Origin of the sequence: Phenylobacterium sp. (genome assembly GCF_004297125.1) — a bacterium.
Lineage (GTDB): Bacteria > Pseudomonadota > Alphaproteobacteria > Caulobacterales > Caulobacteraceae > Phenylobacterium.
The window spans coordinates 72,395-86,090 of the sequence record NZ_SCVD01000001.1 but is presented as its reverse complement, the minus strand read 5'-3'; the positions used below and the strand labels follow the sequence as shown (position 1 = coordinate 86,090).

Here is a 13,696-nt window from a genome sequence, read left to right as displayed (position 1 = left end):
CCCTACTTCGCGGCTGAGCCGCTCCCGAACCGCGGGATCTTCGCCCAGACGCGCGCATCGTGGGCCGGGACCACGATCAATCCGGGCACGGCGCGTTTCGCCGCATGCAGACGCTGCAGCATGGCTAGCGTCGCCGCGGGATCCTCGTCGACGAAGCGGGTGAGCATCGGCTTCTGCGCCGGCAAGTCGACGCCTTCCACCTGCCAGGCCGTGTCGCCGATCAGGGCGTAATGGCGGCCATCGGGCGTATTGACGAAAGCCACGATGGACCCCGGCGTATGGCCCGGCGCCGGAACCAGCACCACGCTGCCGTCGTCGAAAACATCCCAGCTCCTGGCGAAGCCCAGGTAGGCGCCGTCCGGGAAATCATAGGTCCGGTAAGTCCTGGTCCCAAGGTCCCGCGCCAACCTGGCCCCGTCGTCGCCGCTCTTGATGAAATCCATCTCCGCGCGGGTCACCCAAACCGGCGTCGCGGGCATGTCGCCCAAGCCGCTCACGTGATCCCAGTGGGCGTGGGTGAGGACGATGGCCTTCAGGCTGGACAGCGGGACGCCTCCCGCCTCGAGCTGTTCGGCGACCGGCCGGTCGAGCTGCGGCTTCACCGACATCTGCATGATCTTGGGCGCGGTCTTGAAGTGCTGGACGAGGTCGCGGCCATACCCGGCATCGAACAGCAGCCGCCCCTTGGGATGGTCGACGAGGATGGCGCCCGCCACGAAGGTCCGCTTGTCGTCGCCGCGCCCGCCCTCATAGGCCATGGCGGCCGAGGACTGGGTGGAGCCCGACGGCAGGGCGGAGACGGTCATGGTCGCCGGCGGATGGGCGGCCGCCGGAGGCGATGGAGCCGGCAGTTCGGCAGCGGCCGGAGGCGCCGAGCAGGCGGCGATCGAGACGCCGGCCGCCAGGGCGGCGAGGGAAAGGGCGAAGCTGTGGAAGGGCATCAGGGGTTCTCCAGGACGCCGACACCCTTGCGTTCGCTAGGTCATATGTAAAATATAGACATCCGACCATGATCATAGGCCATGACTATGGAACTGCGTGAGCTCCGCTATTTCCTCGCGGTCTACGAGACGGGGAGCGTCACCGCGGCGGCGCGGCGGTGCTTCATCTCCCAGCCCTCGATCTCCGCGGCGCTGGCCGCGCTCGAGCGAGAGTTGGAGACCATCCTCTTCGTCCGGCACCGCAAGGGGGTCGCGGCGACTGCGGCCGCCGACGCGCTCTACGGCCGAGCCCGGCGGCTGGTGGACGACGCCCTGTCGCTCAAGGCGCTCTTCGAGCCGCCGCCCTTGGCGCGCATGACGCTGGGCCTGATGCGCAGCCTGGACATTCCCCGGGCGCTGGCGATCCTGAAGCCGCTGGCCGCAAACCCCGACGTGCAGCTCTCGCTGGTCGAGGCGCACGAAGCCTGCGACGCCCGCATCGTCTCACGCGCCATGGCCGGCGAAGCCGAGGCGTTCGTCCCCCTTTGGTCGGAGGCCTATGTCGTGGCCCTGCCCCCGCGCCATGAGTTACGCTTCAAGGCGTCGCTTGCCCTGGCCGATCTAGAAGGTCTGCGGCTGGTGGCCCGCTGCAACTGCGAGAACGCCGCGGCCACGGCCGACCTCGGGTTCAGGCCGGAAGTCGTCGCGGTCGCCACGACCGAGGAATGGGCCATCGCCCTGGTGGAGGCCGGGATCGGCGCAACCGTCCTGCCGGAAGGTGTCGCGCCCGCCGACACGACGGCCGTGATCCGGCCGATCTCGGACCTCGGCCTGCGCCGCGAAGTTGGGATAGCCTATCGGCAGACCGATGCGGCCTCGCCGGCGGTGGCGCGGATCCTGGCCGTTCTGGGCGATGGAACCGACGAGCGGCGCAAGCGCGCGCGGGTCGGCGCCCGGGCCGCCTAGCTGGCCTTCTTGCGCAGGCCCAGTTCATCGAGGGCGGCGGAGTCGCGGCGACCCTGCACCTTGCGCGCCTCGATCTTCAGGTTCTGGGCGATGTGCTCATACTTCTTCTGGGTCTCGAAAGCCTCGGCCAGCGCCTCGCGGGCTCCCGTTTCCTCGATGAGGATCACGTCGATCTCGGACTGGATCTTGGCCTTGCGGAGCTTCAGGCCCTCGAAGAACCCGGCGCGGTAGATGCCGGCCGCCGCTTCCTGGGCCATGAACGCGGTCTCAGCCTCCCCCTCGGCTTCCAGCATCAGCAGCCGCATCTCGACGGCGGTGCGGCGGTCCACGATCTCGGCCAGACGCTTCTGTAGAACCTCCGCCTCATAGGTGGAGAGCTTGATTAGCGACTCTGCCCAACTCACGCGGCGGCTCCGTTCAGGATATCGGCGAGGCCGGCGAAGGAGTCTTCGAGGCCTGTAGCGTCGTTGGGATCCTGGGACAGGAACGCTTCGACGGAAGGATTGAGGGCGATGGCCCGGTCGATCAGCGGATCGGCGCCGGCGCGGTAGGCGCCGATGCGGATCAGTTCTTCCATGTTCGAATAGGCCGAGAGCGCCTCGCGCGCCTGGCGCACGATCAGGCGCTCGTCGGGGGTCTGGCAGCCCGGCATGGTCCGGCTGATCGACTTCAGCACATTGATCGCCGGGAAGCGGCCGCGCTCGGCGATGGCACGCTCCATGACGATGTGGCCATCCAGGATACCTCGAACGGCGTCGGCGATCGGTTCGTTGTGGTCGTCGCCGTCCACCAGCACCGTGAAGAGGCCGGTGATTGGGCCGGCCTTGGTGCCATCCGGGCGAATGGGGCCGGGGCCGGCCCGCTCGAGAAGCTTCGGCAGCTCGGTGAAGACGGTGGGGGTATAGCCCTTGGTGGTCGGCGGCTCGCCGGCTGCCAGGCCGATCTCGCGCTGGGCCATGGCGAAGCGGGTGACCGAGTCCATCAGGCAGAGGACTTCCATGTCCTGGTCGCGCAGGAACTCGGCGATGGCCATGGTCATGTAGGCGGCCTGGCGGCGCTTCAGCGCCGGCTCGTCCGAGGTGGCGACCACGACGATGGCGCGGCGCAGGCCTTCCTCGCCCAGAGTCTCCTCGATGAACTCGCGGACCTCACGGCCCCGCTCCCCGATCAGGCCCACCACGACGGCGTCGCAGTCGGCGTTCTTGGCCAGCATGGAGAGCAGCACCGACTTGCCGACGCCCGAGCCGGCGAAGACGCCGAGGCGCTGGCCGCGGCAGCAGGTGGTGAAGACGTTCATGGCGCGAACGCCCAGGTCCAGCCGCTCGCCGACGCGGGCGCGGGAATGGGCGGAAGGGGGCGCGGCGCGAAGCGGATAGCCGACGATGCCCTGGGGCAGCGGTCCCTTGCCGTCGATGGGCTCTCCGAAGCTGTCGACGATGCGGCCGAGCCACGCCTTGGTGGGGCGGACGGCGGAGCCCAGGGGTTGGATCCGGATCTCCGCGCCGGGGGCGACGCCCTCGACCGGCCCGAAAGGCATCAGCAGGGCGCGGTTCTCGCGGAAGCCCACGACCTCGGCGGCCACGGGTTTGTCGGCGAAGCGGGTGATCTCGGCGCGGGCGCCGACGGCCAGGCGGGACAGTCCGCCGCGAGCCTCGATCAGAAGGCCGTTCACGGCGGCGACCCGCCCGGAAACCGTCAAAGGATCAAGCCGCTCGACCGCGGCCACCAGGTTCTTCACGAACGCCCCTCAGCTACGCTGGGGACAATGCTCCGACAGGCTTAAGGCGACGTGAAGAACAGGCTTCAGTGTAGGTCCGGCGTGGTCGTCTTGGCTGCGGCGGGTCGACGCGCCCGGGCCTTGGCGACGACGGCTTCTCCGGTCGTCTTGGCCTGTTCGATCAGTTCCTCGCCCTTGATCTTGGCGTCCTCGATCAGCGCCTGGCCCTTGGTTCGGGCGTCGTCGATCATCGGACTGGCCGCGCTGGCGATCTTCTCGCGGTTGCGCCACGCCAGCACGCCGGCCACGCCGACCGCGGCAGCGCCGATCAGGAACAGCGGATTCCTGGGAACATACCTAAGGAAGGGGGTTACCGCGGCCCACTGCTTCATCTGGTCGCGGCGCCACGGCATGCGGTAGGGAGCGAGCGTTTCGGGATGGTCGGTCATGATGTTCTCCGGCCTCTTCTGTCCGCTCACAACCCCTTGTGGCGCAAGGCGTTCCACCCCTCGCTTCGGAGGGCGCGTCCAATCACAAAAGATTCAACGGAGGCGCGGCGCGCCGCGAGGCCAGCTCAGCTTGAGTCGGATTCCAAAATCAGATTAACGATTCGGGTCGTAGGGCCAGCTCGCCATTAACCTGTCTTAAAGGACGGTAGGGCAGGTTAACGGCGAGGCATAACGCGGATTCACCAGAATTCGTGGGGGAATGCGGGGACGCGGCAGGAGAGGCCAATGCGCGTATTGTTGATCGAAGACGACAGCGCCACCGCTCAAAGCATCGAGCTGATGCTGAAGTCGGAAGGGTTCAACGTCTATACGACGGACTTGGGCGAGGAAGGCGTGGATCTCGGGAAGATCTACGACTACGACTTGATCCTCCTTGACCTGAATCTGCCCGACATGAGCGGCATGGATGTTCTGCGGACGCTTCGCGTCGGCAAGATCAACACGCCGATCATGATCCTGTCGGGCACGGCCGAGATCGAGACGAAGGTGAAGACCTTCTCCGGCGGCGCCGACGACTACATGACCAAGCCGTTCCACAAGGACGAACTGGTCGCCCGGATCCACGCGGTCGTGCGTCGTTCCAAGGGCCACGCCCAGTCGGTCATCAAGACCGGCGACATCGTGGTCAACCTGGACGCCAAGACGGTGGAAGTGAACGGCATCCGCGTTCACCTGACCGGCAAGGAATACCAGATGCTGGAGCTGCTCTCGCTCCGCAAGGGCACGACGCTCACCAAGGAAATGTTCCTGAACCACCTTTATGGCGGCATGGACGAGCCCGAGCTGAAGATCATCGACGTGTTCATCTGCAAGCTTCGCAAGAAGCTGGCGGCGGCCGCCGAGGGCAAGCATCACATCGAGACGGTCTGGGGCCGCGGCTACGTGCTCCGCGATCCGCAGGAGATGGGTCAGACCATCGCCGCCTGATCCGGCCCTACAGCATGAATTCGGAACGCCCGGCCTCACCGCCGGGCGTTTTCGTTTCCGGCGACACACTCTAGCGTACCTCCAACGAGACTCAGGGGGAGCACGCGCATGGGCCGCTACCTGGCGCTTTTGATCGCGCTGATGCTCGGATCCTGGATCGCCTTCAACGACCAGCTCCTGCCGGAATCCCAGCCCGTCGGCGCGCCGGCCACCGAGTTCTCCGCCGAGCGGGCCTTCGCCGACGTGACCCTGATGGCGGCCGCCCCTCACCCCATGGGCTCGCCCGAGAACGCCCGCGTGCGCGACGCCCTGGTCAGCCGCCTGACCGAGTTGGGCCTGTCGCCCCAGGTTCGGCCGGGGATCGGCCTCCAGGAGCCTAAGGACGCCGCCGGCCGTGTCATCGCCGGCCCGGTCGAGAATATCGTGGCCGTCCTGCCCGGCCGCGACCGCAACGCCCCGGCCCTGGCCCTGATGGCCCACTACGACAGCGTGCCCGGCTCGCCCGGGGCGGCCGACGACGCCATCGGCGTGGCGACCGCCATCGAGACCGTGCGCGCGCTGAAAACTCGCGGGACTCCCGCCCGCGACGTGATGCTCGTGATCACCGACGGCGAGGAGGCGGGCCTGCTGGGCGCCAACCACTTCTTCCGCCGCGACCCGCTGGCCAAGCGGATCGGCCTCGTGATCAACGCCGAGGCCCGCGGCTCGACCGGCCGGGTCAACATGTTCCAGACCAGCGCCGAAAACGGTCGGATCGTCGACCTCTTCGCCCGGACCGCCCAGCGGCCCGCCTCCTCGTCGCTGTCGGTGCTGCTCTACGAGAAGATGCCGAACGACACCGACCTGACCGAAACCCTGCGGGCCGGGATCGCGGGCCTGAACTACGCCATCATCGGCCGCCAGTTCGACTACCACAGCGCTACCTCGACGCCGGCCAACCTGGATCGCGGCTCGCTGCAGGACATGGGGACCCAGGTGCTGGCCCTGGCCGGCGAGGCGGCGTTCGCGTCGCAGCTCCCGGGCCGCGCGCCCAACGTCGTCTACTCGAACCTCTTCGGGAACACGGTGATCGCCTATCCGATCTGGTTCGGCTGGGTGGTGATCGCGGTCATCGTGGTCCTGCTGGCCCTTGCCGTGCGCTGGGCCCGTCACTCGGGCGAGTTCCCGGCGGTGGACATCCTGCGCGGCATGGGCGCCCTCGCCTTCGCGGGCGTCGGCACCGTGGCCGTGCTGCAGTTCGCCCGGCGGCTGACCGGGGCCGAGTTCGGCTTCATTGAGCAGCGGTTCCTGATGGCCCAGGCCGCGCCTTGGGAATGGGCCATCATGCTGCTGTCGCTGGGCTTCCTGATGCTGGCGGCCGGCGACGTGGCGCGAGGCCGGCGCTGGATGGCCGCTGTTCCCCTGGTCTTCGGCCTCGCCTGCTCCGCCTTCGGGACCTTCGACATCATCGGCGCGGTCAGCGGCGTGCTGGCGGGTGTGCTCGGGTTCTTCGTCTACAATCGCCCGGCCAGCCGCAAGGGCGCGTGGGCGGGGGCGCTGGCGCTGGGCCTGGTGCTCACGGTGATCCTGCAGGTGGCGGCGCCGGGCGCGGCCTATGTGATCGCGTGGCCGCTACTGGCCGCCGCAGTCGGCGCCGCCGCCACGGCGCTCAGCGCCAAGCGGGGCGTCCTGCCGATCGGCCTGCTCGTGATCCTGGCCGCGGCCGCGCTGGGCTGGCAGGGGGGTATTTCGCACTTCGCCTACGAGGGCATGGACCTGATGCCCCTGTTCGCGGTGCAGATGATCACCGCGGGCCTGGTGCTGTGGCCTCTGGCCCAGCCGGACACGGGCGCCCAGAAGGGCCTGGTGATCGGCGGCGTGCTGCTGGGCGCGGGCCTGGCGATGACCCTCATCATCCGGGCCGAGGATCCGTGGACCCCGCGCTATCCCCAGGTGAGCTACGTCGGCTACCAGGTCGATCAGGACACCGGGCGGGCCTGGCGCTTCAGCCCCGAAGCGATGAGCGGCGCCTGGACCAACGCGGTGCTGCGCGCCGAAGGCGGGCCGGTGGAGAAGCTTTCGCACTGGGCCTGGCGCCGGCCGATGCTGGCCGCCGCCGCCCCGCCGGTGGCCGAGCCCACGCCAACGATAGCGCTGGCCAAGGCGCGGGATGGGACACTGCGCCTCTCGGCCGCGCCTCCGGCCGGTGCACGGACGCTGGACCTGCGGCTGCGGGCGGCGACGGGCGGCGAGGTGACCCGCATCGCCGGGGTCCCCCTCGAACTCGCCCTGCCGAAGGGCGAGTGGGTGCGGATCCTGTGGCAAGCGCCGGGGAACGGCCTGGAGATCGCCCTGCGCCCCAGCGGGCCCGGGCGGCTGGACGTGCGTTACGTCGCGGGCTTCGACCGCTGGCCATCCGGCGTGGCGCCCCTGCCCGGGCGGCCGGCCGACCTGATCGCCTGGGACAATTCGGACTCGACCTTCGTCTCGGGAACCCGCGCCTTCTCTTGGTGATCGCGGCGCGAGGGTTTATCGGGGCCACATGAGTAGCGTCACGATCTACCACAACCCGAATTGTGGAACCTCGCGCAACACCCTGGCGCTGCTGCGCGAGAAGGGCGTCGAACCGACCGTCGTCGAGTATCTGAAGGTGGGCTGGACCAAGGCCCAGCTCGAAGACATCCTGAAGCGGATGGACGCCGGCGCGCACGACATCCTGCGCACCAACGGCACCAGGGCCGACGAACTGGGCCTGACCGATCCTACCGCCTCGGACGAGGCGCTGATCGCCGCGATGATCATCGACCCGATCCTGGTGAATCGGCCTATCGTCGTAACCTCCAAGGGCGCGGCGCTCTGCCGGCCTGCGGAACTGGTGCTCGGCCTGATCTGAGGCTGAGGCAAATCGACCGGATGGGCGGCTCGCCACGTTCCGGTCATCTTGAACCTCGACTGCTGGGGCGCCGGGGGGCGCTTTCCCGGTCCTGTGCGTCCAGGGCCGCGCACGGTTGGTATCCGGGGGTGCGATGCAGATCTTCAAACCGGGCAAGTTTCCCATTCGCCTCGCCTCGGGACTGACCGCCGGCGCCGTTGCGGTCTGCGCCGGCCTGGTCGGCTGGCAGGTCGCCGCGCGGCTGTCCAAGCCCGAGACCCTTGCCTTGGCGCCCGACGCTGCGGCGGCCCTGCAGCATGCGGCCTTCACCCAGGCCGAGGCCCAGCCAGGCTACGCGCGGCCGCAAAACATCGCCGTCAAGGTGCGCCCCGGCGAAACGCTGGAGCGCGCGGTGGAACGTGCAGGCGTCACCGCGGCGGAGGCGCGGCAGGCGGTGAACGCCCTGGGCGACGCCATGGACACCATCCACATCAGGGCCGGCATGGCCTTCGACGCCGCCATCGCCCAGCCCCACGACGGCGACCGGCCGGCGCGGCTGGTCGGCCTCGCGTTGCGCACCGGCCCGGCCACGGCCCTGACCCTCTCGCGCACCTTCGACGGCGCGCTTCGCCTGCGCGCGCTGGAGGAGAAGGTCACGGACGAGACCAAGGTCGCCGACGGCGAGATCCACGGTTCGCTCTACGAGAGCGCGGCGCGCCTGGGGGCCACGCCCGCCATCACCGCCCAGGTGGCCAAGCTGTTCGCCCACAAGCTGGACTTCCAGCGCGACATCCAGCCGGGCGACGACTTCCGCCTGGTGTTCGACCGCAAGGTCACCGAGAGCGGCCGCACCATCGAGACCGGAGAGCTGGAATACGCCGAACTGCACGGGGTGAAATTCTTCCGCTTCGAACGCGACGGCGGCGAGGCCGAATACTTCGACGAGGACGGCAAGAATATCCGCGGCTTCCTGCTGCGCACGCCGGTGGACGGGGCCCGCCTCACCTCCGGCTTCGGCAAGCGGCGCCATCCGATCCTGGGCTACGCCCGCGCCCACCAAGGCGTGGACTTCGGGGCGGGCGGCGGCACGCCGGTGCTGGCGGCCGGCGACGGCGTGGTGGTGAAGGCCGGGCGCTGGGGTGGCTATGGCAACTGGCTGCAGATCCGCCATTCGGGCGGCTGGGACACCGGCTACGCGCACCTGTCGCGCTACGCGAAGGGCCTGCGACCGGGGATGAAGGTGCGCCAGGGCCAGGTGGTGGCCTATGTGGGCTCGACCGGCATGTCGACCGGCCCGCACCTGCACTACGAGGTCTGGCAGCGGGGCCGCCGGGTCAACCCGGTTGGCGCCAAGGTCCCGCAGGGGACCGTCCTGGCCGGCGCCGAACTCACCCGTTTCCGGGCTGAGAAGGGTCGGCTGGAACGCCTGCTGGCGGAGGGCGGGACGAAGAGCCAGGCGCTCGCCATGGCCGCCGCGGGCGACCGCGCCGGGCGCTGAGGGCGATGGCTTGCCCCGGCTAAGACTTCCCGTCTAAGTCGGACCTGGGTCGCGCGGGGTAACGATGGGCGTAACGGAAGCTGCGGTCGGCTATGTGCGCCAGATCGTCGGTGGGTGGCCGAAGACGGCCGCGCAGAAGGAGCTCTTCGACCTGCTGGCCCTGCTGGGCCGCTGGCGCTCGCACATGCTGGCCAACACCTTCGTCGCCCGGGAAGGCCGCCGGATCTGGAGCGGGCCGTTCGCCGGCATGGACTATGTGGACCACGCGACCGAGGGCGCGCTGATCCCGCGCCTGCTGGGGACCTACGAGTGCGAGTTGCACCCTCACCTGATCGCCCTCGCGGCCGAAGGGCTGGACTGCGTCATCGATATCGGATGCGCCGAGGGCTACTACGCCGTGGGACTGGCTCGGATGATGCCCGAGGTCACCGTCCACGCCCACGACATCGCCGAGGCCGCGCGCAGCGCCTGCGCCGAACTGGCGGCGCGCAACGGCGTCTCGGACCGGGTCGTGATCGGCGGCGAGTTCAAGCCGGACGGCTTCGAGGCCTTCGCTGGCCGGCGCGTGCTGGTGATGGTGGACGCCGAGGGTGCGGAACTGGACATCCTGCGCCCCGACCTCAGCCCGGCGCTGGCCGGCATGAACCTGATCGTCGAGACCCACGACGTCTATCGCCCTGGCGCCCTGGCCACGATCACGGCGCGCTTTGCGCCCACGCACGATGTCGTGCGGGTGGACGCACAGCCCAAGACCCAGGCGCTGCCACCCTGGCTGGGCGGACTGAGCCAGCTGGATCAATTGCTGGCGGTGTGGGAATGGCGGCGGCAGGCCACGCCATGGCTGGTCATGAGGCCGAAGCCCGCGTGACCGGAGCGGGCGGCCCGCGCCTGGGAGGCGCGGGCCGTCTCCAATCTTACGCGTCGAAGACGATCACGGAGCGGGCCAGCTCGCCCTTCTTCATCTCGTCGAAGCCTTCGTTGACCTGCTCCAGCTTGATACGCTGGGAGATCATGTGGTCCAGCTTCAGCTTGCCCGACATGTAGAAGTCCACGAAGCGCGGCATGTCGACCGGGAAACGGTTGGAGCCCATCAGCGAACCCTGCAGCTTCTTCTCGCCCAGGAACGCCGCGCCCATGACGCTGACCATCTGGCCGACCGGGATCATGCCGATGATGTTGGCGGTGCCGCCCCGGCGAAGCATGTTGAAGCACTGCTCGGCGGTCTTCGCGAGGCCGATGGCCTCGAACGAGTGATGGACGCCGCCGCTGGTCATCTCCAGCACTTCCTTGACCGCGTCGGTCTTTGAGGCGTCGATGAAGTCGGTGGCGCCGAACTCCATGGCCAGGTTGCCCTTGGACGCAACCATGTCGATGGCGATGATCCGGCTGGCGCCGGCGATCGCCGCGCCGTTGACCGCCGCCAGGCCCACGCCGCCGCAACCGATGACCGCCACGGTCTCGCCCGGCCGCACGTTGGAAGTGTGGATCGCCGCGCCGACCCCCGTGGTCACCGAACAGCCGATCAGGGCGGCCACGTCCAGCGGCATGTCCTTGCGGATCGCCACGCAGGCATGCTCGTGGATCAGCATGTGCTCAGCGAACGAGGACAGGTTCAGGTACTGCATCATCGGACCGTTGGCGGCCGACAGGCGCGGCTCGTCGTCCTTGCCGCGCTTGGTCTCCGGCGAGACGCACAAGCTCATCGAGCCGGTGAGGCAGAACTCGCAGTGACCGCAATAGGCCGAGAGGCAGGTGATGACGTGGTCGCCCGGCTTCACCGTGCGCACTTCCGAACCGACCTGTTCCACGATGCCCGAGCTCTCGTGGCCCAGGACCGCCGGCAGCGGGTGCGGATACGAGCCCTGCATGAAGTGCAGGTCCGAGTGGCAGAGGCCAGCGGCCGCGGTGCGGATCAGCACCTCGTGCGGGCCGGGCTTGGAGATCTGAACGTCCTCGATCTGAAGCGGCTTGCCCACTTCACGCAGCACGGCGGCCTTCATGGTTCTTCCCTCTTCCTCGGTAATTTCCAGAAGCCTTATCGCCGTTCAGATGGGGCTGGGAAGTCCCTAAGCGTGCTCATCGCTCGAAACGGGTCGACAGGACGCCCGCGTCCAACCATCTAGGCTCCATGGACGACGCCCAGCCGATACGGACCGTCTCCGCCTTCGACGTCTTCCTGGCTTTCCTGAAGCAGGGTCTGACGGCGTTCGGCGGGCCGGTCGCGCACCTGGGCTATTTCCGGCGCGAGTTCGTGGAGAAGCGGGGCTGGCTGTCGGAGGCGGCTTTCGCCGACCTGCTGGCGCTCTGCCATTTCCTGCCTGGCCCGGCGTCCAGCCAGATGGGCATGGCGATCGGTCTACGGCAGGCGGGCCTGGCGGGCGCGCTCGCCGCGTTCGTGGGCTTCACCTTGCCGGCCGGCGCCGCGATGATCGCCCTGGCCCTGGTCGCGCCCGACCTGACGCTGAGGTACGGCGACGGCTGGATCCACGGCCTGAAGATCGCCGCCGCGGCCGTGGTGCTGCAAGCGGTGGTGCAGATGGCCCGGACCCTGGCCGTGGGACCTGTGCGCGCCGGCATGGCCATCGGCGCCGGTATCGGCCTGATCATCGCGCAGAGCCCGATGGCCCAGATCGCGGCCCTGGTCGCCGGCGGTCTCTTCGGCCTGGCCATGCTGCGTGACGCGCCCGTCGAGACCGCGCCGGACGACGCCTTCGAGATGGTCGACCGCGCCAGCGCGGTGATGGCGCTGGGCCTCTTCGTCCTGCTGCTGGTCGGCCTGCCGGTGTTGGCCAGCCTGCTGCAGAACCCGGGCCTGGGCCTGGCGTCGGTCTTCTATCGCACCGGCTCGCTGGTGTTCGGCGGCGGCCACGTCGTGCTGCCGCTGCTGGAGCGCGAGATCGTCGATCGCCGCTGGCTGGACCAGGAGACGTTCCTGATGGGCTATGGCGTGGTCCAGGCGCTGCCCGGCCCGTTGTTCAGCTTCGCGGGCTTCGTGGGCGCCGCCCAGCGCTATGGCCCGGGTGGCGTGACGGGCGGCCTCATCGCGCTGTTCTCGATCTTCCTGCCCAGCCTGCTGCTGGTCACCGGGGTGCTGCCGTTCTGGGATCGGTTGAAGCGCGAGGGCTGGGCGCGCGGCGTACTGGCCGGCGTGGGCGCCACGGTGGTCGGGCTGCTGGCCGCCGCGCTTTGGGACCCGGTGCTGATGACCACCGTGCGCAGGCCGGCCGACTGGGCGCTGGTGGCGGCCGCGTTCGTGTTCCTCCAGGTCGCCAGGCTGCCGCCGTGGCTGGTGGTGATCGGCTTCGCCGTGGCGACCGGCGTCTTCCTGCGCTAACCCAACTGCACGGGCGCGGCCTTGCCCAGCTTGAGGGGCCACAGGGCCGGCAGCTTGGGCCACCGGAAGGTCCAGCCGCCCGAGCTCTTCTCGGGAATGCAGCCTTCGATGGCGGCGATCAGGATTTCGGCCGGGCCATCGTTCAGGAAGTGGTTTGCGCCCTCGGTGCGGACCACCCGGATCGGGCGGCGCGTCACCGTCTCGGCGGCCAGGCGCTCGGCCACTTCGACCGGCGCGAAGTCGTCCTTGTCGCCGTGGATCATGTGGACCGGGATATTCAGCCGGGCGAGCGCGCGCTTGGCGTGGCGCAGTTGGGGCTTCTGGCCCGTCACCTCGATGACGGCGTGGCGCAGGTCGCGCGGAATCATCTTCAGCGCCTTGCCGCCCAGGTCCAGCAGCCAGCGCGCCGTGGGGCCCGCCTCGCCGAAGAAGCCCGACAGCAGCACCAGGCCCGCGACCTTGCCGGGGTTCTGCTCGGCCATGATCGAGGCGATGGCCGCGCCGTAGCTCTGGCCGACCAGCAGCACCTTCTGGCCGGGCGCGGGCTTCAGCACCGGCGCCAGGGCCTCGGCCTGGACGCGGATATCGGTCACCGGATGCAGCGGCTCGGAGGCCGCATAGCCCGGCCGGTCGACCACGATCATCTCGCGGTCCTGCGGCAGCTCGGCCAGGGTCTCAGCCCAGTACTCGGCCCATGACGGGGCGCCGGTGATCACCACGATCTTCCACGGCGCCGGAATGGCGCGCGGAGTCTCGAGCGCCGAAATGCGCCAACCATGGCCGCCACCGGACATGAAGCTGGTCCGTCGGACCACATCCTCGGGATAGTCGGCCGACGTCGGCGCATGCTCCGTCCGGCCCTTGGCGGCCGCCTCGACCGCCGCCCAGCCCATGGCGAGCAGCCCTTTAGGACGCTTCCGTTGCACGCCCGACCTCCAACCTGGCTCTACAGTGTCACCTGGAGAGGCTAACGC

The 13,696-nt window shown here is 69.3% G+C and carries 13 protein-coding genes; 7 read left to right on the top strand and 6 right to left on the bottom strand.

From position 1 onward, the window contains the following. Nucleotides 1–2: 2 nt before the first annotated feature. A complete protein-coding gene (locus tag EPO51_RS00375; RefSeq protein ID WP_293344812.1) occupies nt 3–941 on the bottom strand; it encodes an MBL fold metallo-hydrolase in 939 nt (312 codons plus the stop codon). Nucleotides 942–1,022: 81 nt separating this feature from the next. Between EPO51_RS00375 and EPO51_RS00370 the strand changes: the two genes are divergently transcribed. Continuing rightward, complete coding sequence (locus EPO51_RS00370) at nt 1,023–1,886, top strand: LysR family transcriptional regulator (protein WP_293344810.1); 864 nt, start codon at nt 1,023–1,025, stop codon at nt 1,884–1,886. Here the strand turns inward: EPO51_RS00370 and EPO51_RS00365 are convergent. The 3 genes from EPO51_RS00365 to EPO51_RS00355 all read right to left on the bottom strand — a co-directional run bounded on the left by EPO51_RS00365 (nt 1,883) and on the right by EPO51_RS00355 (nt 4,052). Continuing rightward, complete coding sequence (locus EPO51_RS00365) at nt 1,883–2,290, bottom strand: flagellar export protein FliJ (protein ID WP_293344808.1); 408 nt, start codon at nt 2,288–2,290, stop codon at nt 1,883–1,885. The genes EPO51_RS00370 and EPO51_RS00365 overlap by 4 nt on opposite strands. Continuing rightward, complete coding sequence (gene fliI / locus EPO51_RS00360; protein ID WP_293344806.1) at nt 2,287–3,624, bottom strand: flagellar protein export ATPase FliI; 1,338 nt, start codon at nt 3,622–3,624, stop codon at nt 2,287–2,289. The genes EPO51_RS00365 and fliI overlap by 4 nt, the downstream gene beginning before the upstream one ends. Nucleotides 3,625–3,689: 65 nt before the next feature. After that, nucleotides 3,690–4,052 (bottom strand): hypothetical protein, encoded by a 363-nt coding sequence (locus EPO51_RS00355; protein WP_293344804.1) that lies wholly within the window; start codon nt 4,050–4,052, stop codon nt 3,690–3,692. 285 nt (nt 4,053–4,337) lie between these two features. Here EPO51_RS00355 and ctrA point away from each other — a divergent pair, with 285 nt between their 5' ends. The 5 genes from ctrA (at nt 4,338) to EPO51_RS00330 (ending at nt 10,256) form a co-directional block, all read left to right on the top strand. Beyond that, on the top strand, nt 4,338–5,039 hold the full coding sequence (gene ctrA / locus EPO51_RS00350) for a response regulator transcription factor CtrA (RefSeq protein WP_293344802.1): 702 nt from the start codon (nt 4,338–4,340) through the stop codon (nt 5,037–5,039). 108 nt (nt 5,040–5,147) lie between these two features. Beyond that, a complete protein-coding gene (locus tag EPO51_RS00345; protein ID WP_293344800.1) occupies nt 5,148–7,532 on the top strand; it encodes a M20/M25/M40 family metallo-hydrolase in 2,385 nt (794 codons plus the stop codon). 28 nt (nt 7,533–7,560) lie between these two features. Next, nucleotides 7,561–7,911 (top strand): arsenate reductase (glutaredoxin), encoded by a 351-nt coding sequence (gene arsC, locus EPO51_RS00340; protein WP_293344798.1) that lies wholly within the window; start codon nt 7,561–7,563, stop codon nt 7,909–7,911. A gap of 133 nt (nt 7,912–8,044) precedes the next feature. Continuing rightward, on the top strand, nt 8,045–9,388 hold the full coding sequence (locus EPO51_RS00335) for a M23 family metallopeptidase (protein WP_293344796.1): 1,344 nt from the start codon (nt 8,045–8,047) through the stop codon (nt 9,386–9,388). A 64-nt stretch (nt 9,389–9,452) separates the two neighbouring features. Beyond that, nucleotides 9,453–10,256, top strand: a complete 804-nt coding sequence (locus EPO51_RS00330; protein WP_293344794.1) for a class I SAM-dependent methyltransferase — start codon at nt 9,453–9,455, stop codon at nt 10,254–10,256. 46 nt (nt 10,257–10,302) lie between these two features. Here the strand turns inward: EPO51_RS00330 and EPO51_RS00325 are convergent, their stop codons facing one another. Next, entirely contained in the window at nt 10,303–11,388 is a 1,086-nt protein-coding gene (locus EPO51_RS00325) for a Zn-dependent alcohol dehydrogenase (protein WP_293344792.1), read from the bottom strand. Between the two features lie 128 nt (nt 11,389–11,516). Here EPO51_RS00325 and chrA point away from each other — a divergent pair, with 128 nt between their 5' ends. Next, nucleotides 11,517–12,722, top strand: coding sequence for a chromate efflux transporter (gene chrA / locus EPO51_RS00320; protein WP_293344790.1), 1,206 nt, complete (start codon nt 11,517–11,519; stop codon nt 12,720–12,722). On the opposite strand, the gene EPO51_RS00315 is transcribed toward chrA, so the two are convergent. Then, complete coding sequence (locus EPO51_RS00315; protein WP_293344788.1) at nt 12,719–13,648, bottom strand: alpha/beta fold hydrolase; 930 nt, start codon at nt 13,646–13,648, stop codon at nt 12,719–12,721. The two genes, chrA and EPO51_RS00315, sit on opposite strands and share 4 nt — an antisense overlap. Between the last annotated feature and the right edge of the window lie 48 nt (nt 13,649–13,696).